Source organism: Pseudomonas sp. XK-1, assembly GCF_038069885.1.
Classification (GTDB): domain Bacteria; phylum Pseudomonadota; class Gammaproteobacteria; order Pseudomonadales; family Pseudomonadaceae; genus Aquipseudomonas.
The window spans coordinates 115,588-142,123 of record NZ_JBBPES010000007.1 but is presented as its reverse complement, the minus strand read 5'-3'; the positions used below and the strand labels follow the sequence as shown (position 1 = coordinate 142,123).

24 protein-coding genes are annotated in these 26,536 nt (G+C 61.2%); 9 read left to right on the top strand and 15 right to left on the bottom strand.

Translation table 11 applies throughout. The annotated features are described in order from the left end of the window. The first annotated feature begins 32 nt into the window (after window positions 1–32). The gene (locus WMW70_RS18505; RefSeq protein WP_341438929.1) at window positions 33–755 is read left to right on the top strand and encodes a hypothetical protein; all 723 of its coding nucleotides are present in this window, start codon (window positions 33–35) and stop codon (window positions 753–755) included. A 177-nt stretch (window positions 756–932) separates the two neighbouring features. Here the strand turns inward: WMW70_RS18505 and WMW70_RS18500 are convergent, their stop codons facing one another. The 6 genes from WMW70_RS18500 to norR form a co-directional block, all read right to left on the bottom strand. Beyond that, window positions 933–1,589 (bottom strand): DUF6988 family protein, encoded by a 657-nt coding sequence (locus tag WMW70_RS18500; protein WP_341438928.1) that lies wholly within the window; start codon window positions 1,587–1,589, stop codon window positions 933–935. 799 nt (window positions 1,590–2,388) lie between these two features. Then, complete coding sequence (locus tag WMW70_RS18495; protein WP_341438927.1) at window positions 2,389–2,739, bottom strand: hypothetical protein; 351 nt, start codon at window positions 2,737–2,739, stop codon at window positions 2,389–2,391. A 1-nt stretch (window position 2,740) separates the two neighbouring features. Further along, a complete protein-coding gene (locus WMW70_RS18490) occupies window positions 2,741–4,741 on the bottom strand; it encodes a hypothetical protein (protein ID WP_341438926.1) in 2,001 nt (666 codons plus the stop codon). Window positions 4,742–4,882: 141 nt separating this feature from the next. Continuing rightward, entirely contained in the window at window positions 4,883–5,632 is a 750-nt protein-coding gene (locus WMW70_RS18485; protein WP_341438925.1) for an ORF6N domain-containing protein, read from the bottom strand. After that, a complete protein-coding gene (locus WMW70_RS18480; RefSeq protein WP_445942165.1) occupies window positions 5,629–5,898 on the bottom strand; it encodes a helix-turn-helix transcriptional regulator in 270 nt (89 codons plus the stop codon). The genes WMW70_RS18485 and WMW70_RS18480 overlap by 4 nt, the downstream gene beginning before the upstream one ends. A 392-nt stretch (window positions 5,899–6,290) precedes the next feature. After that, window positions 6,291–7,841, bottom strand: coding sequence for a nitric oxide reductase transcriptional regulator NorR (norR, locus tag WMW70_RS18475; protein ID WP_341438924.1), 1,551 nt, complete (start codon window positions 7,839–7,841; stop codon window positions 6,291–6,293). Window positions 7,842–8,016: 175 nt separating this feature from the next. Here norR and hmpA point away from each other — a divergent pair, with 175 nt between their 5' ends. Both hmpA and WMW70_RS18465 read left to right on the top strand, forming a co-directional pair. After that, window positions 8,017–9,198 carry an NO-inducible flavohemoprotein gene (gene hmpA, locus WMW70_RS18470; protein WP_341438923.1) on the top strand — a complete coding sequence of 394 codons (1,182 nt, stop codon included), beginning with the start codon at window positions 8,017–8,019 and terminating at the stop codon, window positions 9,196–9,198. Between the two features lie 22 nt (window positions 9,199–9,220). Then, on the top strand, window positions 9,221–9,475 hold the full coding sequence (locus WMW70_RS18465; protein ID WP_341438922.1) for a transmembrane sensor/regulator PpyR: 255 nt from the start codon (window positions 9,221–9,223) through the stop codon (window positions 9,473–9,475). Window positions 9,476–9,648: 173 nt separating this feature from the next. On the opposite strand, the gene WMW70_RS18460 is transcribed toward WMW70_RS18465, so the two are convergent. The 3 genes from WMW70_RS18460 to WMW70_RS18450 all read right to left on the bottom strand — a co-directional run bounded on the left by WMW70_RS18460 (window position 9,649) and on the right by WMW70_RS18450 (window position 13,495). Then, window positions 9,649–10,545, bottom strand: a complete 897-nt coding sequence (locus tag WMW70_RS18460) for an alpha/beta hydrolase (RefSeq protein WP_341438921.1) — start codon at window positions 10,543–10,545, stop codon at window positions 9,649–9,651. A 425-nt stretch (window positions 10,546–10,970) separates the two neighbouring features. Further along, complete coding sequence (locus WMW70_RS18455) at window positions 10,971–12,194, bottom strand: CaiB/BaiF CoA transferase family protein (protein WP_341438920.1); 1,224 nt, start codon at window positions 12,192–12,194, stop codon at window positions 10,971–10,973. Window positions 12,195–12,316: 122 nt separating this feature from the next. Continuing rightward, window positions 12,317–13,495, bottom strand: coding sequence for an acyl-CoA dehydrogenase (locus tag WMW70_RS18450; protein WP_341438919.1), 1,179 nt, complete (start codon window positions 13,493–13,495; stop codon window positions 12,317–12,319). A gap of 185 nt (window positions 13,496–13,680) precedes the next feature. Here WMW70_RS18450 and WMW70_RS18445 point away from each other — a divergent pair, with 185 nt between their 5' ends. The 6 genes from WMW70_RS18445 to WMW70_RS18420 all read left to right on the top strand — a co-directional run bounded on the left by WMW70_RS18445 (window position 13,681) and on the right by WMW70_RS18420 (window position 19,372). Further along, window positions 13,681–14,589, top strand: a complete 909-nt coding sequence (locus WMW70_RS18445; protein ID WP_341438918.1) for a LysR substrate-binding domain-containing protein — start codon at window positions 13,681–13,683, stop codon at window positions 14,587–14,589. A 532-nt stretch (window positions 14,590–15,121) separates the two neighbouring features. After that, entirely contained in the window at window positions 15,122–16,243 is a 1,122-nt protein-coding gene (locus tag WMW70_RS18440) for a Re/Si-specific NAD(P)(+) transhydrogenase subunit alpha (protein ID WP_341438917.1), read from the top strand. A 13-nt stretch (window positions 16,244–16,256) separates the two neighbouring features. Beyond that, window positions 16,257–16,586 (top strand): NAD(P) transhydrogenase subunit alpha, encoded by a 330-nt coding sequence (locus WMW70_RS18435; protein ID WP_341438916.1) that lies wholly within the window; start codon window positions 16,257–16,259, stop codon window positions 16,584–16,586. Between the two features lie 2 nt (window positions 16,587–16,588). Further along, on the top strand, window positions 16,589–18,025 hold the full coding sequence (locus tag WMW70_RS18430) for an NAD(P)(+) transhydrogenase (Re/Si-specific) subunit beta (RefSeq protein WP_341438915.1): 1,437 nt from the start codon (window positions 16,589–16,591) through the stop codon (window positions 18,023–18,025). A 614-nt stretch (window positions 18,026–18,639) separates the two neighbouring features. Next, on the top strand, window positions 18,640–18,855 hold the full coding sequence (locus WMW70_RS18425) for a DUF1127 domain-containing protein (RefSeq protein ID WP_341438914.1): 216 nt from the start codon (window positions 18,640–18,642) through the stop codon (window positions 18,853–18,855). Window positions 18,856–19,165: 310 nt separating this feature from the next. Continuing rightward, the gene (locus WMW70_RS18420) at window positions 19,166–19,372 is read left to right on the top strand and encodes a DUF1127 domain-containing protein (protein ID WP_341438913.1); all 207 of its coding nucleotides are present in this window, start codon (window positions 19,166–19,168) and stop codon (window positions 19,370–19,372) included. Window positions 19,373–19,402: 30 nt separating this feature from the next. On the opposite strand, the gene WMW70_RS18415 is transcribed toward WMW70_RS18420, so the two are convergent. Genes WMW70_RS18415 through WMW70_RS18390 form a run of 6 tightly spaced genes read right to left on the bottom strand, consistent with a single transcriptional unit; the run spans window position 19,403 to window position 26,533 of the window. After that, window positions 19,403–20,524, bottom strand: a complete 1,122-nt coding sequence (locus tag WMW70_RS18415) for a glycosyltransferase family 4 protein (protein WP_341438912.1) — start codon at window positions 20,522–20,524, stop codon at window positions 19,403–19,405. Next, on the bottom strand, window positions 20,525–21,658 hold the full coding sequence (locus tag WMW70_RS18410; protein ID WP_341438911.1) for a glycosyltransferase family 4 protein: 1,134 nt from the start codon (window positions 21,656–21,658) through the stop codon (window positions 20,525–20,527). Then, window positions 21,642–23,036: a glycosyltransferase family 4 protein gene (locus WMW70_RS18405; protein WP_341439085.1), complete on the bottom strand. Its 1,395-nt coding sequence runs from the start codon at window positions 23,034–23,036 to the stop codon at window positions 21,642–21,644. Before WMW70_RS18405 ends, WMW70_RS18410 begins: the two co-directional genes overlap by 17 nt. Further along, window positions 23,017–24,297 carry an ABC transporter ATP-binding protein gene (locus WMW70_RS18400; RefSeq protein ID WP_341438910.1) on the bottom strand — a complete coding sequence of 427 codons (1,281 nt, stop codon included), beginning with the start codon at window positions 24,295–24,297 and terminating at the stop codon, window positions 23,017–23,019. Before WMW70_RS18400 ends, WMW70_RS18405 begins: the two co-directional genes overlap by 20 nt. Further along, window positions 24,297–25,094 (bottom strand): ABC transporter permease, encoded by a 798-nt coding sequence (locus tag WMW70_RS18395; protein WP_341438909.1) that lies wholly within the window; start codon window positions 25,092–25,094, stop codon window positions 24,297–24,299. The genes WMW70_RS18400 and WMW70_RS18395 overlap by 1 nt, the downstream gene beginning before the upstream one ends. Next, window positions 25,094–26,533, bottom strand: coding sequence for a mannose-1-phosphate guanylyltransferase/mannose-6-phosphate isomerase (locus WMW70_RS18390; protein ID WP_341438908.1), 1,440 nt, complete (start codon window positions 26,531–26,533; stop codon window positions 25,094–25,096). Before WMW70_RS18390 ends, WMW70_RS18395 begins: the two co-directional genes overlap by 1 nt. Window positions 26,534–26,536 lie beyond the last annotated feature (3 nt).

Genomic DNA, 26,536 nt, shown 5'->3' with positions numbered 1-26,536 from the left:
TTAACCAAACGTTAGATCCAAAGGAGAAATCAGTGCTGCGAATTAAAGGGAAAGCAAGCGTTGATAGTTCGCTAAGCGCAGACACTGTTCTTTGGAGATACCTAGACACTTCAAAATTTGTACATTACGCGACCAGTCAAAATATATTTTTATGTAGAGCTGATAAGTTTGAAGACCAATTTGAAGGTTCCTTTACCCAGTCAATACGCCATGCAATAGAGAAGTCCTACAAAGACAACAAAATAAATTACACCTACGAAAAGTTTAAAGAAAAGCTGAAGCAAAGTGTGTATGTCAATTGCTGGCACAAATCGCCCAACGACAGCATGGCGATGTGGAAACTATATGGGGCAAGCAATTGCGCAGTAGCCGTAACCACCACTGTTAAAAACCTAGAAAAAGTTTTTAACGACGCCAAGATCGACGGACACATAGCAATCAAAAAAGTAACGTATGTAAAGCACTGGCGAGAGCCAAGCTTAACCATAAAGCCGTATTCTAATGTTTTTGCATACAAAGTTACGGCATACGATTATGAGAAAGAGGTAAGAGTAATAATCGACAGATTCGATGAGGGGCATGTCAATAATGAATCAGGCATAATCATAAACGCCCCTGCACAGGAGTTGATTAGAAGCATCGTAGTATCACCCGAAGCGCCTGAGTGGTACAAATCCATGATTGAGAAGGTTGCCAAAGATTATGGCATTAATGCTCCAGTGCGCAGATCAAAACTAGCAACTGGCCCAATATAATTGCAGCCCTTCTCAGCTATCGAGCCAGATCTAACAGCTGGTTCAAACCGTTCGCTTCGCTCACAGGGACGGGCTAAAGCCCGCCCCTTAACCAAACGTTAGGCAATGACCGCACTGGGTCGAAATCGGCCGGTTGCGAGCGGCCGCATTTGGCCGAAAACTGACCGTGCAGAACGATCAATGAGCCGGCTCGGCCGTACGCTTGTATGGTGGGTTGTTCGCAGGGAAGCAATCTTGGAACTCCGTGTAGATGCCTGCCATCGTTCCTGTCTCCGGCGGTACACCACTCAGAATCAAAAGCAGATTGCCTGCGATTCCGAGCAGACCATTCGAGTGCTGGATCTCTGCTAAAACCAGCTCTGGCGGAAACCCTCTTCCGTGACGATTAACTGCATGGATGCCTCCATGCACGTAGGAATTCAAAGGCCTCCAAGAGTAGTGCTTAAACTCCTTTAGGTGTGCTACCGGAGCGTGCGGAGCTTTCACTTCAATCTCTTCCAACATCTGGCTCAGCATAGGGATTTTGCTTGCCTGCTTTGCCGTCTCATGTGTGAGCTCAGCAAGCATCAAATCCGCCTGACCATCCTTGGCTACATAAAGCACCCACAGTGCGCGAACTAGTGATTCGTACTGTACTCGCAGCAATGCAGCCGCAGAGGTGTACAGCCCTGCTGCTACCAGATGCTTCAGGCTCCTGGCGTGCTCAAATCCTAGACTAGCTAGTGCCTGGGTTGCCTGCAGGCGACTGGAAGCATTGACCAAGGGCAGGGCGAAAAAGCCGACAAGCCGGTCCTCAAGCATGGCCGACCGTGCCAGTAATTCATCGAAGTGCATACAGATGCCCAAGTCAGAGAAGAGTCATGTCACCAAGGATTCTATCGGCACCGGGCGATGACCGCATCTGGCCAGTTGTAGCCTGTCGCGATCGACAGCTATGGCGCGATCTCTACCAATTCTATGGGAATCGGCTACTGGTCAACTCCAACCGAATCAGTGAGCAGCACTAATGCCAGAGTCTGGCCACATGGAGCATGGTGCGCATGTATTCTCCACTCTCGGTGCCACAAACACGTTTTCTATGGATACCGGCTTGAATACCTGTCTGGATACCGAGGCATCTGAACTGGCATCGTGTTTTCCAAGGGCTGGGTAACCACCCGGTAACCTTGGTTTGCGACCACATCTCATTACAGGCCGATTCCCTGTTAACCGGCTTGTTAACCTATGTCTGTTAACTGATTTCGGGCTATCCCGTTCATTAACCCGAACTCGCTAACCACCTGTTTTCGTGCGTACCAAGTTGCGTACCGCGCACTGCGTACCATCGGTGTGACGATGCATGAATAGCCTGTTTGGTGGTTTCGCTTGCGGACACATCCAGGCGTTAGAGGGGTGCTACGAGTTCGGCAGGTATGTGCGTATGGACGCTCAGCCATCGTCGCTATGCTCGGAACCCGCAGCTCTAGGAAATCTATTCGCCGATGGAGGGTCGGGGCGAACTGGCGCATCGTATGGGCCTGCTGTTAGAGCTGGGGACGAGGCTCCTGATGAAAGTCAGCGGGTCGTGGTGAGTACTGACTGGCTTATTGCGGATGGCGGTCAATCCGTTGACCTGTAGTCGGTGGTCTTGGCGTCAGATCCAAGGGGTTGCCTCGTAGATGGCGCGCAGTGCGGTGCCAGTCGAGCAGTAGCGGCTTGTTGGCGGGTAGCAGAGGATGCATGCGAAGGCATGGCCGTAGTACTGGTCGCGTGCTGCCAGCCACTCGGGCGTGGCGGTTGCTGCGGTGCAGACGAAGTGCTGCGGCTCGCTGGTCGACTGGGCGTCATTGACGGTGCTCAGTTCGGCCAGCAGCTCGGCGCGGTAGCCACGCACGAACTGGCGCAGGTCTTCAGTGAGGCGATCCGCTGGGGTGACGCGCAGTCGCTTGCCTTCCAGCTCAACGGCCAGGCCAGCTCCGCGCAGGTAGTCCACCAGGGCGGCCATTTCAGAAGTACTCCGATTGACTGGTAGCGGAAGAAATCTTTCGAACCGAAGTCCCAGAAGTCCCAAGTCCCAACTTTTCAGCGGGTACGTTTGGGACTTGGGACATTTGGGACTTGGCAGCGGAAACTTTCTTGCGCACCTCCCAGCGCACAACGCCCCCACTACCCTTGCCGTGACACTTGCACTCGATGCCGAGTTGGCGAAGCGCAGGAGCGGCACGGCGCAGAGCATCTCCCAGGCCCTTGGGAGACTTCGGCCAGGAGTCGCAGCCAGTCGGACGGTACTGCTCCAGGGTTTGCAGGATTTCCTTGGCCGACGCGTTCATGCCCTGCGGCCGGCCCGCAATCATGTCCACCACCGCAGCAGCGACAGGGCTGGCGTCGATGGTGCGCGCCAGACTTTCCTGCCGGCTGGCACCGAACTCGCGGAGAAAGTCCTCCGGTTTCTGGCCAGCAGCCACGGCAACTGCCATACCCAGCAAGGCAAACTCGACCAGGCGCGGGCGGTCATCGGCAGGCAGGCGCATATCGGGGAGGATGGCCAGCGCCTTGGCAGCCAAGTCGAGCAATGCTCCCAGCAAGCGCGCGCGGCCCTCCTCGTACTCGCGCCACAGGTTGGTGACTTCCTGCCGTTCGCTGATGACAGGCGTCTCGATGGTGATGGCGCGATCCACCAAGTCCTGCGCGGTGACGGCGGCGGAAATGCCGTTCAGGATGATGGGGCGTTTCACGCTGATGACGCTTTCCTCCGTGTCGGAATAAAGCTTGCGCTTGGCGAAGCCCCCTCCCGTGGCCAGAACACACAGCGCATCCTGCATCGGGGCCGACAGGTGCGAGATGTTCTCGTAGCTCATCAGGGCGCAGGCTCCAGCAGACACGAAAATATCTTCGACCGACTTGGGGGCACCGCGCAGGTCGCAGGCATTCGGGTCGATCAACCGGCGCAGGGCCATCTGAGTCGTGCTCTTGGCGCTACCCTGCTCGCCCAACAGTTCCGCGACCGGAAAAGGGGTGTCGGGACGCAGGCACTCGACCAGCCAGGCCAGCACCAGCAGGCGGCAGCCATGCGGGACGTTGGCAACCTTCCACAACAAGTCGAGATTGCCGCCAGGGACCGGTACGGGCAACGGCTGCATGGATTCGGGGCGGACGAAAGCGACCTCCAAGGACTCGACGATCTCCCAGCGACCGGGGCGCAGGCGTACGGCACGGCTACTGCCGGGCATCGCCAGATCGATCCAGTAGTCTCCCGCAGCACCAGCGAAACGCAGGCAGACCTCGTGTTGCTCTCCGTGGAACCGACCCAGGCCGGCAAGCGTGCTCAGCGCCTCGCGCACGGATTGTTCGCGCGGCGTCTTTCCCGTCTCGTTGTAGAAGCTGGCCAGTAGGCAGTCGCGGAACTGCCGGGATGCCAGGTTGCGCACCTCGCCGGTCTTAAGGTCACAGGCGTACACCTCCTTGTTGGCGTCGTGAAACAGCTCGAAACGTTGCTCCACGAACTTGACCAGGTGCGATGCCTGGCTCTGCTTCTCCTCCGGTTCTGCTTGGTCTTCGCTCGGCGATTCGTCCAGTGCCGACAGCTCCCGGTCCAATTGGTCAATGCGCTCCTGTGCCTGCGCGAGCCGGGGAATGTCTTCGTCGCGCAGGTCCTGGGGTTTGCCCTTCGCCGCATCGATAATCATGCGCTCGAAACTGCGCTCCTTCTCCAGTGTTGTGCGACGGTACTGCTGGCGCTGCTCATGGCTCAGGTTGCCGGGAAACAGGTCGCGCAGCTTCATGCCGACCGCAGCCAGCACGTCGCGGTTTTCACAGCCGGCGTAGCAGTAAACCAGGGCGCGGCCATCCTCGCCGCGCGACAGGCTCAGGGACGGCGACTTGTCATCGTGCGCCGGGCAGCGGGCGCTGTAGCGGGCTCTGTACTGTTTGACATCATCCAGCCGCGACAGCAGCAGGCCGAGCGGATCGCCACCGGGACGGCGCAGGGGAGTCACGGAATCAGTCATTGCGGCGGGACTCCTGTTGCTCGGAGGGCTTGAGCACTGCAATGGCCAGCGACTCGTTAGCGTCGAGCCAGGCGCGGTGTGCGGGCACCCAGTCCGGATCGTACGAGCCAGCCCCTCCAGTGTGCGTGAGTGTGCAATGGGTCATGCCGATACACTCCCGCCGAACAGGTCGCCTAGGACAACTCCGTAGACCTCCAGCCACGCATCTGCCGGCCAGGACACAGCCTTGCCATAGCGCGGGCACGGCACCTTCGGCGGCGTCACGTCGTGCGTCTTGCACCACTTCTTCAGTGGGCGGAATCCTTGCGTGCCGAACCGGCGACCGGATGCGTTCTCGACAGCGATGATGGTCGCGTGCATCCTGCCTCGGCCCAGCTCTTGAGCGAGGCGCGCGGCTTCGCGCTTGGCAGTCGAGGCGGTGGCCATCGCTGTCGCTTCGCGCTTGCTGCCGATCTGCGCCTTGGCCGCAATGGCCTGGTCACGCTCGGCGATGGCTTGGAGCTTCTCCCGCTCGCTGGTCAAGGCCATCTCCAGAAGCTCCAGGCGCGAAAGCGCGGCAGGGGTTGCCGGGCGGAAGTAGCTCCGCACCAGTTGGCGCTGAACGTCCCAGGCCAGATCGTCGGTCAGGCTCTTAATCAACATCAGGTAGCCCGACTCGGTCAGCAGGGTAAGGCCGTTTGGGGCGTTGGTCCCCATCTGTCGGGCTTCGTACGAATTTCGTACGAAGAAGTCCTCGGACTCGATGAAGCGCAGACGGTGCTCATTGAAGTTACGGCGGGCAGTACCATCCACTCGTTCGTGAACCTTATCGATCATGGCCAGCGTGATAACTCGCTGACCTTGGTACTCGATGATGGGCATCTGGTGGCCGCGGACCGTGATGGTATTCATACGACCTCCGCGCGTTTGGCGATGCGCGAACGCACCCACTGCTGGACTTCGGCCAGCACGAAACCAATTGGAGCGCCGCGAGCAGAGCTGTCACTTAGTGGCACGGGACGTGGAAAAGTCGGGTCATCCTTGAGGCGCTTGTAAATCGTTGGGCGACAAATGCCAGTTATTGTCTCGAGCTCAGGCATACGGATGATGATGAAATCCGGATCAAACTCCGGGATTGTGGCGGCTTGAGGCGTGAAGTGAAGCGGGGGTTTCAGCATTTACGTATCCACACTGATTGAATGGCGGATAGGCGAAGCTATGTGACTGGCGATGGCTGTAAACAAGTAGAGACAAGATTTTCCGTAGACTTTTTTTTGCGCTCTTGGATCTCCTCAACGTTGTTGCAGGGATGGTTGAGCTAGATTTTCAGGTTCAGAGCTGGCGCTTTCACGGGGGCCATGAACACTTAATGGCCAGGTCAGTAAATGGTCAAATCAGGTCCAGCAGCCGGCACCGTGTATGCCAGCCTGTATGCCAGAAAAATCACAATATAAGAAAAGCCTTTAAATACAAATGGATAGGAAGCAGGTTAGAGGCACGCCTGGGCACCACCTTTAAAAAGCCAAAAGCCCCGGATGAAAATCCGGGGCTTTTGCGTTTCAGGGTCTCCTCACTGCAAACCCAGGCGTCGGGCCAGGCGGATCAGGTTGGCGCGGTCGATGCCCAGTTCGCGGGCGGCGGGGGACCATTTGTGTTGGTGGCGGGCGAGGGTCTGGCTGATCAGCTGTTTCTGGTAGGCGTCCAGGGCTTCGCGCAGGGGCAGGCTGTTGTGTGCGGCGGGGGCGCTGGGCGTGGGCTCGGGTGCGGTGGGCTGGCTGTCCGGCAGGTCGAGAGCGCGGGTGTCGATGCTGAGGATGCGCGGACGTTCGCTGCAGGCTGACAGGGCCTTGAGCGCGGCGCGGCCGATCAGGTGTTCCAGTTCGCGCACGTTGCCCGGCCAGTCGTGGGCCAGCAGGGCCTTCTGCGCCTCGCTGCTCAGGCGCAGGCTGCGTAGGCCCAGGCGTGCGCGGTTCTCCTCGAGAAAGTAGCCGGCCAGCAGCAATACGTCGCGGCCGCGCTCGTGCAGCGTCGGCACCTTGAGCGGGTAGACACTGAGGCGGTGGTAGAGGTCGGCGCGAAAACGCCCTGCGCGCACCTCTTCGGCCAGGTCGCGGTTGGTCGCCGCCAGCACCCGCACATTGACCCGTTGCTCGCGGTCGGCCCCGACCCGCTGCAACTGGCCGCTCTGCAATACACGCAGCAGCTTGGCCTGGGCCGCCAGCGGCAGTTCGCCGACCTCGTCGAGAAATAGCGTGCCGCCGTCGGCCAGTTCGAACTTGCCGCGACGTTCGTTGTGGGCCCCGGTAAAGGCCCCGCGCACGTGGCCGAACAGTTCGCTTTCCACCAGGTTGTCCGGCAGCGCCGCGCAGTTGAGGCTGATCAGCGGCCGCGCCGCCCGTGGCGAGGCGGCGTGAATGGCTTCGGCCACCAGTTCCTTGCCGACCCCGGTGGCACCGCTGATCAGCACGCTCAGTTCGCTGTCGCCGACCAGGGCAATTTCCTGCTGCAGCTGTTTATGCACCGCGCTCTGGCCGATCAGCTCACGCGGGCGCTGCTGGCCGGCGGCCTGCTTGTAGATTTCCGCCAGTTGATGCTCGTCCTCGGCCCGGCGCTGCAGCAGGCTGATCCGTTCGTTGGCCATCACGGTGGCGGCGGCCAGGCTGGCGAAGGCCTGCAGGTTGTCCAGGTCGACGCTGCCGAAGCTGGCCGGGTCGAGGGAATCCAGGGTCAGCAGGCCCCAGGGCTGGTCCTGTACATACAGTGGGCAGCCCAGGCAGTCGTGCACCTGGAGATGGCCGCGGTGGCCCTCGACCAGGCCGTCGTAAGGGTCGGGCAGTTCGCAGTCGGTGGCAAAGCGGGTCGGCCCGCGTTGGCTCAGCAGGGCCTGCAGGCGCGGGTGTTCGCTGAGTTTGAAGCGTCGGCCGAGGGTGTCGGCGCTCAGGCCCTCCACCGCCAGGGGTACCAGTTGCTCGCCATCGAGCCTGAGCAGGGCCACGGCATCGCACGGCAGCAGTTGGCGCAGGGCCTGCAGCAGACGGCGATAGCGTTCGGCTTCCGGCAGCTCGCGGGCCAGGTCGGCAACCAGGGGAATCAGGGCGGTAAGCAGTGGGTTTGCTGTCATAAGGACACTTTAGCTGTCATAAAGACTCGCAATTTTTGCTGTCATAAGAACAGCAATATTATTAAGTTGTTGAAATATATGAATAAATTTAGTGGCACGATTTCTGTAGTAATCAGGGTGATATGAACTTAGCACGTCAGCAAGCGCGGCGTGCCAGCCTTCTAGGAGTCACCCCATGCTCAGCCCGCAACAGATCAGCCTGATCAAGGCCACCGTACCGCTGCTGGAAACCGGCGGCGAAGCCCTGACCCGGCACTTCTACCAGCTGATGTTCAGCCAGTACCCCGAGGTGCGCGCGCTGTTCAACCAGGCGCACCAGGCCAGCGGCAGCCAGCAGCGCGCCCTGGCAAATGCGGTGCTGATGTACGCCCGGCATATCGACAAGCTCGACGCGCTGGGCCCGCTGGTTGGGCAGATCGTCAACAAGCATGTGTCGCTGCAGATCCTGCCTGAGCATTACCCGATTGTCGGCAGCTGCCTGTTGCAGGCGATCCGTGAAGTGCTGGGTGCCGAGATCGCCACCGATGAAGTGATCGCCGCCTGGGCCGGGGCCTATGGCCAGCTGGCGGATATCCTGATCGGGGCCGAGGAGGCCGCCTATGCCGCTACGGCCGAGGCTCCCGGCGGCTGGCGCGGGGCGCGCAGTTTTCGCCTGAGCCGCAAGGTGCAGGAGAGCGAGGAAATCGTCTCGCTGTACCTGGCACCTGCCGATGGCGGCAGCCTGCCGCCGTTCCAGGCGGGCCAATATATCGGCCTGCGTCTGCTGCTGGACGGCGAGGAGCAGCGGCGCAACTACTCGCTGTCGGCCCTGGGCGATGGCCGCGAGTACCGCATCAGCGTCAAGCGCGAGGCGGGCGGCAAGGTGTCCAATTACCTGCACGATGAGCTGCAGGTCGGTGCCAGTCTGGAGCTGTTCCCGCCGGCCGGGGATTTCGTTTTGCGCGAGTCGGACAAGCCGCTGGTGCTGATCAGCGCCGGCGTCGGCATTACTCCGGCGCTGAGCATGCTGGAGGCGGCGCGCGACACGGGTCGCGAAATCCACTTTATCCACTGTGCGCGGCACGCCGGGGCGCATGCCTTCCGCGATTGGGTCGACAGCCAGGGTGCTGAGCGTCCGCAACTGCGTCACTACGTGTGCTACAGCGAGCCGCGGGCGGGCGATAAGGCCGATGCCGAGGGCTTTCTCAGCCTGGAGCAGTTGGCCGAATGGCTGCCCGAGCAACGCGATCTGGACGCCTACTTCCTCGGCCCCAAGCCCTTTATGGCGCAGATCAAGCGGCATCTGCAGGCACTCGGCGTGCCGGCGGCGCAGAGCCATTACGAGTTCTTTGGCCCGGCCAGCGCGCTGGACGGCTAATAACCTGGCCTAGGAGGTGATTATGTTGGCGTACCTATCCTGCCCACTGCGGGTGCTGCAACTGGCGAATCGCATGCTGCTGGTTGGTGTGCTGCTGTTACTCAGCGGTCTGCTGGGTGCCTATGGCCTGGAGGCGCAGCTGAGCATGGGCAGCCTGGTGACGGCTCATTCGCTGACGATCATCGGCCCGGGCCTGCTCAAGCTGGGTTATGTGCTGCGCCTGGCCGCGCAGCAGCAATTGCGTAAGCTGCAGCAACCCTGTTGCGTGGCTGCGTGATCGCTGGCGCGTGGCGCTGCTGCTGGGTTATCTGCCCGATTGGCCGCCTGGCCAGTCGGGATAGATAGTGGATCATCCTGTGCGTTCGGCATTGGTAGAGGATGCAGTGTGCGCCAGGGACCGGCGGTGAGGTCTTGGTGCGAGCGGCGCACCCTACGGGGCCTGCTAATGATTTATCGGGAGAACGTCTTCAGTAGAAACGCGAGCTGATCCGCTACGCTCTTCTCCCGATTCGCCCCCTGATAAATGTCGAAATGGCCCATGTCGTAACGGCGCACTTCTGCGTGCTTGATTTTCTTCGCGGCTTTCTCTGCCGCTGCCACCGGAGCCACGGTGTCCTTTTCGCAAATCTGGATCAGCGCCGGGCAAGTGACCTTGTGCGCTTGCGTGACCGGGCGGAAGGTCATCAGGGTGCTGGAGACGCGCGCGGCCACCGTATTCGGTACGCCTTCGGGTACCAGGGCGAGATAGCCGTCATAGCAATCTGCTGCAGTCATTGCTGCCACTTCGCCGGGACGACCGGCGGAAGCAATGTAGTGCGGTGACATGCCGAGCAGGGCGCGGGTGATATCTACAGCACCGTGGGCGCTGAGTTTCAGTACATGGGCAATGCCGGCATAGCGGATCACTTCGAGCGCCGAGGCCAGGCCATCCATCATCGGGCATTGAGCAATGATGGCCTGCACATTACCGTCGAGTGCCGCGGCGACTGTGACGAGCCCGCCACCGAAGGAGGTGCCCCACAGGGCGATGGCGTCGGGCCTGATGCCATCGAGCTGGCGCACGAAGGCGATGGCGCAGAGCCAGTCTTGCACTTCCCGCGATGGTACAAGCAGTTGACGTGGTTGGCCGTCGCTGGCCCCGAAGTGCCGGTAGTCGAACACGAAGGCGGCATAACCGGCGTTGGCGAAAGCCTCGGCAAAGGGTGCGATGCCGCATTCGCGGGTGGCGGCAAAGCCGTGACCCATGATCACGCAGGGCACCGGCCCTTTGGCTTCCGCCGGCCTATACAGGTAGCCCTTGCAGGTAATGCCGTGACTGGTGAATGCGAGATCAGTGCGGGTGAACATGCTGTGTTCCTTGCGGGTGTGGCTGTTTCGCGGTCGGTCGGCCGCGTCTAGGAGTTTCCAGGTGTCGACGCCTGTACCGAGCACAAGGAAATACGGAGTGAGAATGGCCCGTTTGTTGTACTGCAGCGGCTAGAAGGAAGTATTGGCCCCGGTGCCACCGACTGTGCGCGTTACGGCATCTTCAGAATCAGCTTGAGGACGGCAAGGTCAGCGGGGGGACATCCCTTTCTTTACGCGCGCGGGCCTAATAGGCTCACGCCCGTTTTGACCCGCCGAGGGCTGTTGCTAAGGCTGCGCCCTGTCTTGGTGTGGGTGGGTAAAGCTGCAGGCTCGGCATCGGTAGGGTGCGCCGTGCGCACCGGGCTAGACCGCGGGCTCTTGGTCCACGCGGCGTACCCTACATGGCCGATTAGAAACCGAGCGGTTTAAAGCACTCCGGCGGCGCGCAAGGTGGCCAGCTGTTCTGCGCTCAGGCCCAGATGGCGGCTTAGCACCTGCTCTGTGTGTTCGCCGAGCAGTGGTGGTGCGTTGCGGTATTCCACCGGAGTCTGCGACAGGCGCAGCGGGCTGGCCACCAGCGGGGTGGTGCTGCCCAGGCCATTGGGCAGTTCGATGCGCAGGCCGCGGGCCTTGACCTGGGGATCATCGAATACCTGGGCCAGGTCGTTGATCGGCCCACAGGGCACGCCGGCCTGTTCCAGCAGGGCGACCCACTCGGCGGTGCTCTTGAACACCGTGGCCTGGCGCAGCAGCGGAATCAGCTCGGCGCGGTGAGCGACGCGGGCCTTGTTGGTGATAAAACGCGGGTCGTCGGCCAAAGCCGTAAGGCCGGCGACCTCGCAAAGCTTGCGGAACTGTCCGTCGTTGCCCACGGCGATGATGAAGTTGCCATCGGCCGAGGGGAAATCCTGGTAGGGCACGATATTGGGGTGGGCATTGCCCAGGCGCTTGGGCGCGACCCCGGTGTTCAGGTAATTCATCGCCTGGTTGGCCAGGCAGGCCACCTGCACGTCGAGCAGGGCCACATCGATATGCTGGCCGAGGCCAGACTGCTCGCGCTGGTTGAGTGCCGCCAGCACGCCGACCGTGGCGTACAGGCCGGTGAGGATATCGGTCAAGGCAACGCCGACCTTCATCGGGCCGGCCCCCTCCTCGCCTTCTGGTTTGCCGGTCAGGCTCATCAGTCCGCCGAGGCCTTGAATCATAAAGTCGTAACCTGCCCGCTTGGCGTAGGGCCCGTTTTGCCCGAAGCCGGTGATGGAGCAGTAGATCAGGCGCGGGTTGAGCGCCTTCAGGGATTCATAGTCGAGGCCGTAGGCCGCGAGGCCGCCGACCTTGAAGTTCTCCAGCAGCACGTCGCAGTTCTGCACCAGCTCGCGCACCAGGCGCTGACCTTCGGCCTGGGTGAAGTCCAGGGTCACCGACTGCTTGTTGCGGTTGGCGCTCTGGAAATAGGCCGCCTCGCGCGAGTCGTTGCCCTCGCTGTCTTTCACATAGGGCGGGCCCCAGTGGCGGGTGTCATCGCCGCTGCCAGGACGTTCGACCTTGATCACCTCGGCCCCCAGGTCACCGAGAATCTGCCCGGCCCAGGGCCCGGCGAGTACGCGGGACAGGTCGAGAACGCGGATATGCGACAGGGCACCGGACATGCTGAGACCTCGAAAGTGGAAACGTTGGATGGGGCGGGCCGCGCAGGTTGAGCGCAGCGATACCCACCGGGCCGAGTGATGGGTTACGCCGTTGTGCGGATAACCCATCCTACGCAGCAGCGTTAAAAGAACGCCTGGATACCGGTTTGAGCTCGGCCAAGGATCAGCGCATGGACGTCGTGGGTGCCTTCATAGGTGTTCACCACTTCCAGGTTGACCAGGTGGCGGGCTACGCCGAACTCGTCGCTGATGCCGTTGCCGCCGAGCATGTCGCGGGCCAGGCGGGCGACATCCAGGGCCTTGCCGCAGCTGTTGCGCTTCATGATCGAGGTGATTTCCACCGCGGCGGTGCCTTCGTCCTTCATCCGGCCGAGGCGCAGGCAGCCCTGCAGGGCCAGGGTGATCTCGGTCTGCATATCGGCCAGCTTCTTCTGGATCAGCTGGTTGGCGGCCAACGGGCGGCCGAACTGCTTGCGGTCCAGGGTGTACTGGCGCGCGGTGTGCCAGCAGTCTTCGGCGGCACCCAGCGCACCCCAGCTGATGCCGTAGCGGGCGGAGTTGAGGCAGGTGAATGGACCTTTCAGGCCGCGCACATCGGGGAAGGCGTTTTCTTCCGGGCAGAACACGTTATCCATAACGATTTCGCCGGTGATCGAGGCGCGCAGGCCGACCTTGCCGTGAATCGCCGGAGCGCTAAGGCCCTGCCAGCCTTTTTCCAGAACGAAGCCGCGAATCTCACCGGCATCGTCCTTGGCCCAGACCACGAAGACATCGGCGATCGGCGAGTTGGTGATCCACATCTTCGCGCCAGTCAGGCGGTAGCCGCCGTCGACCTTCTTCGCGCGGGTGATCATGCTGCCTGGGTCGGAGCCATGGTCCGGTTCGGTGAGGCCGAAGCAGCCGATATATTCGCCGCTGGCCAGTTTGGGCAGGTACTTCTGCTTGGTCGCCTCGTTGCCGAATTCGAAGATCGGCACCATCACCAGGGACGACTGCACGCTCATCATCGAGCGGTAGCCGGAGTCGATACGCTCTACTTCGCGGGCGATCAGGCCGTAGCACACGTAGTTCAGGCCGCTGCCGCCGTAGGCTTCGGGGATGGTCGCGCCGAGCAGGCCGGTGTCGCCCATCTCGCGGAAGATCTTCGGGTCGGTCTGCTCGTGGCGGAAGGCTTCGATTACCCGCGGGGCCAGCTTGTCGGCGGCGAACTGCTGAGCGCTGTCGCGCACCATGCGCTCTTCTTCGGTCAGTTGCTGGTCGAGCAGCAGCGGGTCGATCCAGTTGAAGCTTGCCTTGGCCATGGTGAAAACCTCGAATCAGATGGTGAAGAAGCACGGCCCGGGCCGCGACTACAGAGTGTGTGAGTGATCCTAGGTGGCATCCGCGCAGCAGGCAAACGAGGATTACGCACGCTATTGTGCGTAAACCGCACTTCGAGATAGTTTTAGCGCGCCGTTTCCGACTTATCAGTGAGGCTGTCGCATAAATGCGTCGCAAGATTCCCAGTACTGCCGCCCTGATCGCCTTCGAGTCGGCGGCGCGGCACCAGAGTTTTACCCGGGCGGCGGAAGAGCTGAGCCTGACCCAGAGCGCCATCTGTCGGCAAATCGCCAGCCTGGAGGAGTTTCTCAACGTCGAACTGTTCCGCCGCTCGCGGCGTGGGGTCAAGCTGACCGAGGCCGGCCTGTCCTATGCTCGCCGGGTGGCGACCCAGCTGGATGCGGTAGAGCGCGACACCCTGGCGGTGATGGGCCAGCAGGGGGCGATGAGCATCGAACTGGCGGTGGTGCCGACCTTTGGCACCCAGTGGTTGCTACCGCGGCTGAAGGACTTCCAGCGTCTGCACCCGGAGGTCACGGTCAACCTGACCAACCGCACCCGGCCCTTTCTGTTTGCCGATACCGAGTTCGATGCTGCGGTGTATTTCGGCGACGGCGACTGGTCAGGCACGGCCTCGCACCTGCTGATGCGCGAAAACCCGATGCCGGTGTGCAGTCCGGCGCTGCTCGCCGGGCAAAGCGGCCTGAGCGCAGAGCGGATCGCCAGCCTGCCGTTGCTGCAGCAGACCACCCGGCCCTATGCCTGGCGGCAGTGGTTCGGCTCGCTGGGCCTGAATGTGCCCCGGGACATGAGCGGGCCGCGCTACGAACTGTTCTCCATGTTGGCCCAGGCCGCCATGCACGAGATGGGCGTGGCCCTGATTCCGCCCTTTCTGATTCAGCGGGAACTGAGGGAAGGCCGCCTGATGCTGGCGCTGAACCACGCCTACAGCAGCGACAAGGCCTATTACCTGATGATTCCCGAGCGCAAAGTGGAATCCGCGGCACTGCAAAGCTTTCGCGACTGGCTGGTTCGGCAAGCGCGGGACTATGCCCGGGACAGTGGCCTGGAATAAACGACAGCAAGCGAAGCAATTGTTCTGACGCCATCCCCCCTGATACTCCGGCTAGCGCTGGCAGACCCTTTTAGCCTGAGCGGCACAGGTGAAGCTGACTCCGTAGTCAGCAATGCTGGTAACTACAGTCTGACGGTTGCTACCCAGCGCTTGCGTCGAATTTATTGCACAGAAAAACCTGCATAAGGCCCGGAATAGCAGGGCTACACGCCCCGTTTGCCTGCGCAGCAGCCATTTGATGGATGGCCATTCATGGCACCCATGCCGAGATTGCTGAAAATACCGCTGATGGTCCTGGAGGCCAGGCGCAGCAGGCCTTTGCCGATATTAATGGCCTTCAAGTCGCTGAATGACTTGTAGTTGTCGCAAGGTTTTACTCCATAACGCCTTGAACGACTTATGCTGCGCCTGCAAAATGCCGCCCCGCCCGCAATATAGCTTTTGCTAGGGTGATTTGTGCTGATCCTCCCTTCGCCGCCGTGCCATCCGCAGTGCGCCGGTTCATTAAAAAAGATCACGCAGGAGATTTGACGTGCACATCGGTGTTCCTCTCGAAACCCATGCCGGCGAAACGCGGGTAGCCGCCACGCCAGAAACCATCAAGAAACTGGTCGGCCAGGGCCATCAGGTCACGGTGCAGACCGGTGCCGGCGTTAGCGCTAGCATTCCGGACAGCGCCTACGCCGCCGTCGGTGCCTCCATCGGCAGCGACGCCGCCGCCTTCGCGGCCGACCTGGTGCTCAAGGTCGTGGCCCCGAGCGATGCCGAGCTGAGCCATATGAAGGCCGGCGCGGTGTTGGTCGGCATGCTCAATCCGTTCAGCAACGAAACCATCGCCCGCCTGAATGCCCGGGGCATCACCGCCTTCGCCCTGGAGGCCGCGCCGCGTACTTCTCGGGCGCAGAGCCTGGACGTGCTGTCGTCGCAAGCCAACATTGCCGGTTACAAGGCCGTGTTGCTGGCGGCGCACCACTACCCGCGCTTTATGCCGATGCTGATGACCGCCGCCGGTACCGTGAAGGCCGCGCGCATTCTGGTCCTCGGTGCCGGTGTCGCCGGCCTGCAGGCCATCGCCACGGCCAAGCGCCTGGGTGCGGTGATCGAGGCTTCGGACGTGCGTCCGGCGGTGAAGGAGCAGATCGAATCCCTGGGAGCCAAGTTCGTCGACGTACCCTGCGAGACCGATGAAGAGCGCGAATGCGCCGAAGGTGTCGGCGGCTATGCGCGGCCGATGCCGGCCTCGTGGATGGCGCGTCAGGCCAAGGCGGTGCACGAACGCGCCAAGCAGGCCGATATCGTCATCACCACCGCACTGATCCCGGGCCGCAAGGCACCGACCCTGCTGCATGAGGCCACTGTGGCGGAAATGAAGCCGGGCTCGGTGATCATCGACCTGGCGGCGGCGCAGGGCGGCAACTGCCCGCTGACCGTGGCCGAACAGGTGATCGTCAGCAACGGCGTGACCATCGTTGGCCACAGCAACCTGGCGGCGCTGGTACCGGCCGACGCTTCGGCCCTGTATGCACGCAACCTGTTGGACTTCCTCAAGCTGGTGATCGACGGCGAAGGCAAGTTCCACCTCAACCTCGAAGACGACATCGTCAAAGCGTGCCTGATGTGCGCCGACGGCCAAGTCGTACGAACCAACGGCTAAGGGGAGAACAACCATGGATATGATTTCCGACGGTATCTACAACCTGATCATCTTCGTGCTGGCGATTTATGTCGGCTACCACGTGGTCTGGAACGTCACCCCGGCCTTGCACACCCCGCTGATGGCGGTGACCAACGCGATTTCCGCGATCGTCATCGTCGGTGCCATGCTCGCCGCGGCGCTGACCGTGACCCCGCTGGGCAAGACCATGGGCACCCTGGCCGTGGCCCTGGCCGCGGTCAACGTGTTCGGTGGCTTCCTGGTAACCCGGCGCATGCTGGAAATGTTCAAGAAGAAAGCGCCTAAGGCAGCACCGGCTGCCGCGCCAGCGGAGAAGCACTGACCATGAGCATGAACCTGATCACTGTTCTCTACCTCGTCGCCTCGATCTGCTTTATCCAGGCGCTCAAGGGCCTGTCGCACCCGACCTCGTCGCGGCGCGGCAACCTGTTCGGCATGCTCGGTATGGGCCTGGCGGTGCTGACCACCGTTGGCCTGATCTACAAGCTCGGTGCTGATATTGCTACTCAGGGCATCGGCTATGTGATTATCGGCCTGCTGGTCGGTGGCAGCGTCGGCACCGTGATGGCCAAGCGCGTGGAAATGACCAAGATGCCCGAACTGGTTGCCTTCATGCACAGCATGATCGGCCTGGCCGCGGTGTTTATCGCCATTGCCGCGGTGGTCGAGCCGCAGTCCCTGGGCATAGTCGCCAGCCTCGGCGATGCGATTCCGGCCGGTAACCGTCTGGAGCTGTTCCTCGGCGCGGCCATCGGTGCCATCACCTTCTCCGGTTCGGTGATCGCCTTCGGCAAGCTCTCGGGCAAGTACAAGTTCCGCCTGTTCCAGGGCGCACCGGTACAGTTCAAGGGCCAGCACTGGCTCAATCTGGCCATCGGCCTGGCCATCCTCGGTCTGGGTCTGGTGTACACCTTCACCGGTGACCTCAGCGCCTTCGCCATTCTCCTGGCCCTGGCCTTCGTCATCGGCGTGCTGATCATCATCCCCATCGGCGGCGCGGACATGCCGGTGGTGGTGTCGATGCTCAACAGCTACTCGGGCTGGGCGGCGGCCGGTATCGGCTTTTCGCTGAACAACTCGATGCTGATCATCGCCGGTTCCCTGGTCGGTTCGAGTGGCGCGATCCTCTCCTACATCATGTGCAAGGCGATGAACCGCTCGTTCTTCAACGTGATCCTTGGTGGTTTCGGTGGCGCGACTGACGCAGCCGGCCCTGCCGGCGCTCAGGAAGCCCGTCCGGTCAAGTCCGGCTCGAGCGACGACGCGGCCTTCCTGCTGACCAACGCCGACACCGTGATCATCGTTCCGGGCTACGGCCTGGCCGTGGCCCGTGCCCAGCACGCGCTGATGGAGCTGGCGGAGAAGCTGACCCACCGTGGTGTGACCGTGAAGTACGCGATCCACCCGGTTGCCGGGCGTATGCCGGGCCATATGAACGTGCTGCTGGCTGAGGCCGAAGTGCCTTACGAGCAGGTGTTCGAGATGGATGACATCAACTCCGAGTTCGGCCAGGCCGACGTGGTGCTGGTGCTGGGTGCCAACGACGTGGTCAACCCGGCCGCGAAGAACGACCCCAAGTCGCCAATCGCCGGCATGCCGATCCTCGAGGCCTACAAAGCCAAGACCGTGATCGTCAACAAGCGCTCCATGGCCAGCGGCTACGCCGGCCTGGATAACGAACTGTTCTATATGGACAAGACCATGATGGTCTTCGGCGACGCGAAGAAGGTGATTGAAGATATGGTCAAGGCTGTGGAGTAACGGCTGCCCGCTGAACCCTAGGCTGGACCTCTAATGCCGCTCACTTGAGTCAAGTGAGCGGCATTTTTGTAAGTGCTGTGCTTACGCGCAAGGCCTGGCTTGTCCGCTATTCGGGCCGTAAGCAGCGCGGCTTGCGAGGAAAGCATCATTTGTAGCCCAGATAAGCCTTGGCGCAATCCGGGACGCCGCGACCCGGATTGCCTTGCTGGCGACAAAGGATAGTCCCTTAAATGAAGCGCATTGGCCCAAGGCCGGGTTAAGTATTCTGGCCCTGCCATCAGGAGTACAGCTGCGGCTCGAAGGCTTTTTTATCAGGCAAAAGCTGAACAACAGGTCAGTTGTGTGAACCAATCAATTTACAACTGTACCTGTGGCTATTCACTGCTAACTGATCAATAAGCGAGATTAATACCTGGTGCAGGCTGCCATATGGGTGAATTCACTAATGGCAGGTACAGTTTGCGCAAAAACAGGCAAAACAGTTACAAAGCAACCTATCTATTAGCTCTGCAATTTAGTTCAGCTGTGACTATTGAGTGTTGTGCGACTGGAGGAATATAGGCACCAAGTTAAAGCAGCCCCCCAGAACCGCCACAAGCGGAAGGATGACCACCATGGAACGTACACTCAGTTCCGACCTGTTTTTCGATCACAGCCAAGCCAATAACGTCAGCGCCCTGCCGCTGCGTATGTTCAGCACCCTGATGCTATGGCAGCGCCGCATTGTTAGCCGCCGCCAGCTTGCCCGCCTGGATGCCCGCCTGCTGGCCGATGCCGGTATCAGCGAAGCGCAGCGCCATGCCGAACTGAGCAAGCCCTTCTGGCGCTGATTGCCGCCAGACACCGATTTCATGCTCCTCCCATTTTTTGGGACTTTTGAAAGCTCCATCGCCCTTGCGCGTTGGGGCTTTCTTTTTATCCGCTGTCATTCGGCAGGTTGTCTTTAGACACCCTGCTGTAGTGCATCAAAAAGCGGTCTCGGGCATCGTTTCTCTGCAACAGCCTGCAGGCAAGGCGACCGGTACAGATTGCCTAAGTGGTCGACTGCACCCTGACAATTTCACATTGCTGTGCCTGCCTCTCGCTCCTGTGTCAGCTCACCCTAGGTTGCCATCCCGGGTTTAAGACAAGGACAGCACCATGGAGCGCCTACTCAAACGCCAACCCTCAGCACAGCGCCGGCCTGCTCACTCGCTCTGGTTAAGGCTTTACGCCACCCTCTTGCACTGGCGGCGTAACCTGCGCACGCGTCACCAATTGGCGCGCCTGGATACCCGGCAGTTGGCCGATGCGGGGATCAGTGAGGCGCAGCGCCAGACTGAATCGAGCAAACCATTCTGGGATTGATCAGCCCTGCGCAAACAGCAGCGCTTAAGGTCAAGTGCGCTTGCTTTCCAGCAGTCCTCGATAAAGGGCGGCGGTCTGCTGGCCCATGCGCTCGGCGGTAAACAGCTGTTCATAGCGCCGCTCGGCCTGTTGGCCCATCTGCTCCGCCAGCGCGGGGTTTTCCCACAGCGTGCGCATGGCCTCGCGGAAGGCCCGCGGGTCGCTCGGAGGTACCACCAGGCCAGTCTGGTTATGGATATTGATATAGCTGGTGCCGGTGCCGATTTCGCTGGAGATCATCGGCTTGCCGTACATCGCGCCTTCCAGCAGGGAGATGCCGAAAGCCTCGGAGCGCAGATGCGAGGGAAAGACGATGGCGCTGCACAGTTGCAGCAAGGCCACCTTGTCCTCATCGCCCACACGCCCAACAAAATGCACATGGTCCAAACCCAAGGCCTGCGCTTGCGCACGCAACTCCAATTCCAAGGGGCCAGCACCGACAATAACCACCGGATACTGAGTGCCTTGTAAGGCCTCGAGCAGAATATGCAGGCCCTTGTAATAGCGCATCACCCCAACGAACAGGAAGAAACGCTCGCCGAAGCGCTGTCGCCACTGCGCACTGCATTCCGCGGAGGGCACCGGGTAGGCTGCCTTATTCAGGCCATAGGGGATAACCCTGGTCTTGTCGCGGTATTGCGTCAACACATCGCTGGTCGCCAGGTAGTTTGGCGAGGCCGCCACGATGCGATCGGCGCTGCTTAGAAAGCAGTTCATCAGCGGACGGTAGAGCTTGAGCAGGTGCTTCTGGCGAATGATGTCCGAGTGATAGGTAACCACCGTCGGTTTCTTGATTCGCGCGGCAAAATGCAGCACGTCCATATAGGGCCAGGGGAAGTGATAGTTGACCACGTCGGCTTCAGCGGCCAACGCCTTCAGGCGGCCCAATACGCTGTAGGAGAAACCGGTGGAAGCCAGTTGCAGATCCAGCTTGGCGCGATGCACATAGTGATCGGCGAGCATCAAGTCACGCGGTTCAGGAGCGGCGCTCAACGTCAGCACATGGCTTTCGATGCCGTGGGCAATACCGCTCTGGCAGATCTGGTAGATCACTTGTTCGATACCGCCCACGGTTTCCGGCAAGTAAGTCTTGAAGACGTGCAGAATCCGCATTCAGTGCTCCAGCGCCTGCCGATAGGCGGCAGTAGTGATAGTTGCACAGCGTTTCCAGGAAAACTGCTGTGCCTGTTGTAAACCCATTGTCCGGTGCCGCTGCCACTCGGCTTCATCCTCGACCAAGCGGATAATCGCCTCGCACCAGCCCCGGTCATCGCCCGCCTCGAGATAGACTCCGGCGGGGCCGGCCACTTCGGGCAAGGCCGATTGCGCTGATAGCAGTACCGGCACGCCACTGGCCATTGCCTCCAGCACAGGCAGGCCAAAGCCTTCGTAGAGTGACGGGAACAACAGCAGGCGTGCGCCGGCCAGCAGCTCAGCTAGCATCTGGTCACTCTGATAGCCAAGCAGGCGAACATGGCCGCTGGCCAACGCCGCTTGCAACTCGGCGGCGAAACAGTCGCTGCGCCAGCCCGCCATGCCGGCGATCAGCAACGGAAAACGCTTTCGCAGCGTCTCGGGAAGCAAGGCATGGGCACGCAGGGCCTGGACCAGGTTCTTGCGCGGCTCCAGAGTGCCGACACACAGCAAATAGCCGCCAGGTTCGAGCCCTAACTCGGCCAAACAGCCGCGCAACTGTTCCGGTTGGCGAGGATGAAAACGCGGCGCATAGCCCAGTGGGGCGACCTTCACACGTTCGGCAGCCACGCCGTAGTACTGGCAAATTTCGTCCGCAATGAACTGAGAATCCGTAAGGATGCACCCGGCCCTTTCAAGCGCCGGCCCGATTCGACGCTCGATCTCGGCCAGGCGGTCGCGCGGTTGGGTCTGCGGATAATGCACGTGGGTCAGGTCATGCAGGGTCATGACCATAGGCCCGGAGAAATCCAGGGGCCACAGACTTGGCTCATGATAGAGGTCGATACGGCGCTGCCCTGCACCACGGTCGAAGCGATGCTGATCCAGGGCGCGACGAATCTGGTAGGCCCAGGGTACGTGTTTGGCGAGCGTCGCCCAGCGGCTATAGCCGGGCAGCGCAGCCTGCGGCACCAGCTGGCTCCAGCCCCAGCCATGGAAAAGCTCCAGCTCAATCTGCGGATCGTCGCGTAGCGCCTCGATCAGCTCGACCAGGTACTGGCCGATCCCGGTGCGGGGTGCCTGCAGAATCCGTGCGTTAAGGGCAATCCGCATGCGCCACCGCTGCGGCTTGCACGGAGGGCTTGGAGGCGCGCCGAATGCCGCTCAGCGTCCCGCTGATCAATTGCCGGGCAGCACCGTTCCAGTCGATCCACTGCCATTCGCTCACCGGGCGCGTTGCCGGGAATTGGCCCGTGGTCTCGAAGGTCCGTATATGCTCGGCCAGGGTTTGCGGGTCGTTCAGGTCGAAATACGCCATAAAGTCGCCGCCGATCTCGCGAAATACCGGGATGTCGCTGGCCATGGCCGGCAAGCCCCGCTGCATCGCCTCCACCAGCGGCAGGCCGAAGCCTTCGGCATAGGAGGGGAAGACCAGCGCGCGGGCATTCGAGTAGGCGTACTCCAGGCTCTTGTCGTTGATGCCGTTGAACATAAACAGGCACTTGTCGTTTAACGGATGCTTATTAATTCGCTCGATCAGCGCCTCGCATTTCCAGCCGACCTTGCCGATGATGCATAAGCGCGCGGTCGAGCCCTGCGCCCACAGCAACTCGAAAGCGTCGAGCAGATAGGCGTGATTCTTGCGCGGCTCGATGGTGCTGACCATCAGGTACACCGGCTCTTTCTGGGCAAACATGCGCCGCAGCTCGGGCTGTAGCGTTGCGTCGGCGCGTACCAGGTCCAGCTCGGAGCCGAGGTGAAAGTGACCGTGCCAGCGCCTGCCGGCTTCATCCGCCCCCAGACGTAGCTGCAGTTCGCGCTCAACCTGCTCGCTGATGGTCTTGGAGATCGCCATAAAGCCATCGGCGGTTCTGGATATCCAGTCGAACCATTGATCGAAGACCTTGACCAGGCCGGCGTCGCAGAACTGTGGATGGGTCAGTGGAATCAGGTCATAGATCACCGAGACGATTCCCACGCCTTGCTGTTTCAGGCGTTCTGCCAAGGCGAAGAAATCGGCGTGCCAGGACGAGTCGAGCAGCAACAGCTGATCGCCCTCTTGCACCTGCAGCGGCACGGCGCGCTCAGGTGCCGGCTGGGCATTGCGGTTGAGCCAGAGCAGGCTGCGCAGCGGCAGGGTGATCGCCAGACTGGCCAGCTTGCACAGCAAGAACAGCGCGCGGCGGGCCGTATGCGATGAGCTGAACGGGCGAAAACGTTCGAGCCGCGAGTGCCACCACCAATAGCGGTTGCGGGCGTGATCCAGGCGAATAATCAGCGCCTGGCGCAGCGGCGTTTCTTTGCGGGGCTTCAGCGGGGCCAGGCTCAACACTTGGTACAGCTGCCCGCCATTCATCATCACCGGAATGCACTCGACATCCCCCGGCAGATGAGCCAATTGCTTGATGATGTTACGCACGACCCGCTGAATACCGGAGTTGTCCTGCGGGTGCTCATAGACATAGGTGCATTCAATCAGGAAGCGCATGATCCCTCAGTCCTTCGATATTGGGCGGTGTTGCCGCAGGCGGCGTTCGCTCGATAGCCACTTGTGAGTCCAGCCAGGCGCAGCCGACAAAGTCCGGCTGGCGAATATTGATGACGTGAAACACCAGCGCGAAATCGCGCCATTCGTAGTTGGTATCCAGGTGTGAATCCAGACGCGACAGCGACAAGGCGATGGAGTAGTTGCCCTTGCCCAGGCGTGCTGGAAACTCGAAGCGGTAAGTCACCTGCTCACCCGCCTTGAGGTTTTCCAGCGGCTGGTTGAGGCGATGGGTGTTGATGCCATAGATGGCCTGTCCCATGCGATCCTTGATCATAAAGCCCAGCACCAGGCGGGGGATATCGATCTTGATATCAACGACCACCTGCAGCGTGACCGTGCTGCCGACCGAGACTACTTCGATGCGCTGGTCCTGTTCGTTGAGCAGGGCGATATCGGCAAAGCTGGCCTCGCCGGTGCCGGAGATGGTGCGAATCTGTCCACCGGCCAAGCGCTCCTGGCGTACCGTTTGCTGTTCTTTCTCGGCCAGCATGGCGCTGTAGAAATCCATCACCTCTTCGGGCGCGCCTTCCAGCGCCAGTCGGCCGCTGGCCAGCAGGATGGCCCGGTCGCAGAGGGACTGAATGGCCTGGCGGTCATGGGACACGATCAGCAAGGTGGTGCCCGCCTTGCGGAACTCGCGGATGCGGTCGAAGCTCTTGTGCTGAAAATAGGCGTCGCCCACCGACAGCGCCTCGTCGACAATCAGTACGTCGGGGCGGCGCGCCGTGGCCACGCTGAAGGCCAGACGCATCTGCATGCCGCTGGAGTAGGTGCGCACGGGATGGTCGATATATTCGCCGATCTCGGCAAAGGCCTCGATCTCGGGCATCAGGGCATGCAGTTCTTCCATGCTCAGGCCCAGCAGTTGACCCGCCATAAAGACGTTCTGCCGGCCGCTGAAGTCCGGGTGAAAGCCCATGCCTAGTTCGAGCAGCGCGGCGACGCGCCCCTCGATCTGGATATGCCCGGCATTGGGCTGGGTGGTGCCGGTGATCATTTTCAGCAGCGTGCTCTTGCCCGCGCCGTTGACCCCGATAATCCCCAGCGCCTCGCCAGGTTTGACCTGGAAGGAGACGTCCTGCAGCACCCAGGTCAGCTGATGCCGCGGTGCCGAGAAAGGGATCAGCCACTCCGCCAGACGCGACCAGCGGGTGGGGTATTGTTTGTAGGCCTTGCCCAGTTGGCTAACGCGAATACTGCCCATCAGAGTTCATCCACCATTTCACCGGAGCGCTTGCGGAACAGGCGCATGCCCAGCAGACAGAGTACTGCCGCGAGCAGCGCGGTCGGCCAGAGCGCAAGCCAGTCGGGCCATTGGCCATAGACGAAAATGCCCTGGTAGGCAGAAATCAGCGGCACCATCGGATTCATCGCGATCCACGGCTGGATTTCTTCGGGGAGGATCGACAATGGATAGACGATGGGGGTGAACCAGAACCAGAACTGCAGGAAGATCCCGGTAAATTGCCCGACATCGCGGAAAAATACATTGAGCACGCCGAGGATGATGCCCAGGCCAATAGAGAAGGCGATCTGAATCAGCAGAACGGGAATCACCCCTAGAATGGCCCAGCCGGGAAAGTTCTGGGTCACCAGTAGAAAGCCGAGAAACAGCGCGAAAATGATCGCGAAGTTGACCCCGGCATTCATCACCACAATCAGCGGCAGACAGATACGCGGGAAACTGAGCTTCTTGATCAGGTTGGCGTGCTCGAGAAACACCGACTGGCTACGCCCGATCACCTCGGCGAAAAAGCCCCAGGCGAGAATCCCAGCGCACAGATAAATACCGTAGGCCAGGCTGTTATCCACACCGGGTAGGCGGGCTTTCATCAGCTGGGAAAAGATCACCGTGTAGACGATGATCATCGACAGCGGGTTTAGAATTGTCCAGGTCGCGCCCAGCAAGGAGTTGCGGTAGCGCGTCTGAAACTCGCGCTTGACGCTACCCAGGACAAAGCCGCGGTAATTCCAGACCGCACGTACCATACCGACTGCCACTAGAGAGTCCTGCCGTATTGATCTTCGAAACGGACAATATCGTCCTCGCCCAGGTATTCGCCGCTCTGCACTTCGATCATGACCAGATCGATCACCCCGGGATTCTCCAGGCGATGCTTGTGTCCTGCCGGGATAAAGGTCGATTCGTTGCTGTTGACCAGGCGCTCCCCGTTGCCATTGGTCACCTTGGCCATGCCTTGCACCACCACCCAATGCTCGCTGCGGTGGTGATGCATCTGCAGCGATAGCGCCGCGCCTGGTTTGACCACGATGCGCTTGATCTTGAAGCGCGGCCCTTCCTCCAGCACGGTATAGGTGCCCCAGGGTCGACTCACCGTACGGTGCAGGCGATAGGCATCGTGGTTGCTGTCTTTCAGACGTTTGACCACCTGCCGCACATCCTGGGCGCGGTCGGCGTGGGCCACCAGAATGGCATCGGCCGTATCGATGACGATCAAGTCCTCCACGCCGACTGTCGCCACCAGGCGGCCGTCGCTCTGCACGAAGGTATTGCGGCTGTCGATAAAGATCGCCTCGCCTGTCGCACGATTGTTCTGTGCATCCGCCGAGACCAGCTCGCTCATGGCCCCCCATGAACCAATATCACTCCAGCCGAAGGAGGCGGGTACCACCGCGACCTTGGCTGAGCGCTCCATCAGGGCATAGTCGATGGAAATATCCGGCAGGGCCGCGAAGTGTTCGGCATTCAGCTCCTGTTGCATCACCGTGCCCAGATCCTGGGCAGGACTCGCTGCCACGCAGGCGGCGGCCAATTCGAGCAGCTCGGGGGCATGCGCCTCGAGCTCCCCCAGCAGTGTGCTGGCGGTGAAGCAGAACATCCCTGAATTCCACAGGAACTTGCCACTGGCCAGGTAGTGTTCGGCGGTTGGCTGGTCGGGTTTTTCGACAAAACGCTCGACCAGGGCTGCGCCATGCTGATCCAGGGAGGGGCCGACCTCGATATAACCAAAGCCGGTTTCCGGTGCCGTAGGGCGGATGCCGAAGGTGACCAGATAGCCATCCGCGGCCAGCGCGGCGGCCTGTGCAACCGACGCGACAAAGGCATCTGAATCCTGAATCAGGTGGTCGGCGGGCATTACCACCATCATCACCTCGTCGCCGTAGCGCTCGCGCAACACCAGCGCCGCCGCGGCTATGGCGGGGGCGGTGTTGCGGCCCAGGGGCTCGAGGATAAAGTGGGCATGCTGACGTGGCAGCTTGGCGGCAAGAAAATGATCCTTGCTCTGGAAGTAGTAGTCACGGTTGGTCACCGTAACGATATCGCCACCCTGGGCCAGCAGCTCGGCGGCCCGTCGGTAGGTCTTGGCCAGTAACGACTCGCCATCGGGCAGCAGCATAAAGGGCTTGGGCTGCCCCTCTCGGGAGACCGGCCACAGCCGGGTGCCGGCACCGCCGGAGAGAATCACGGGAACGAGCATCAA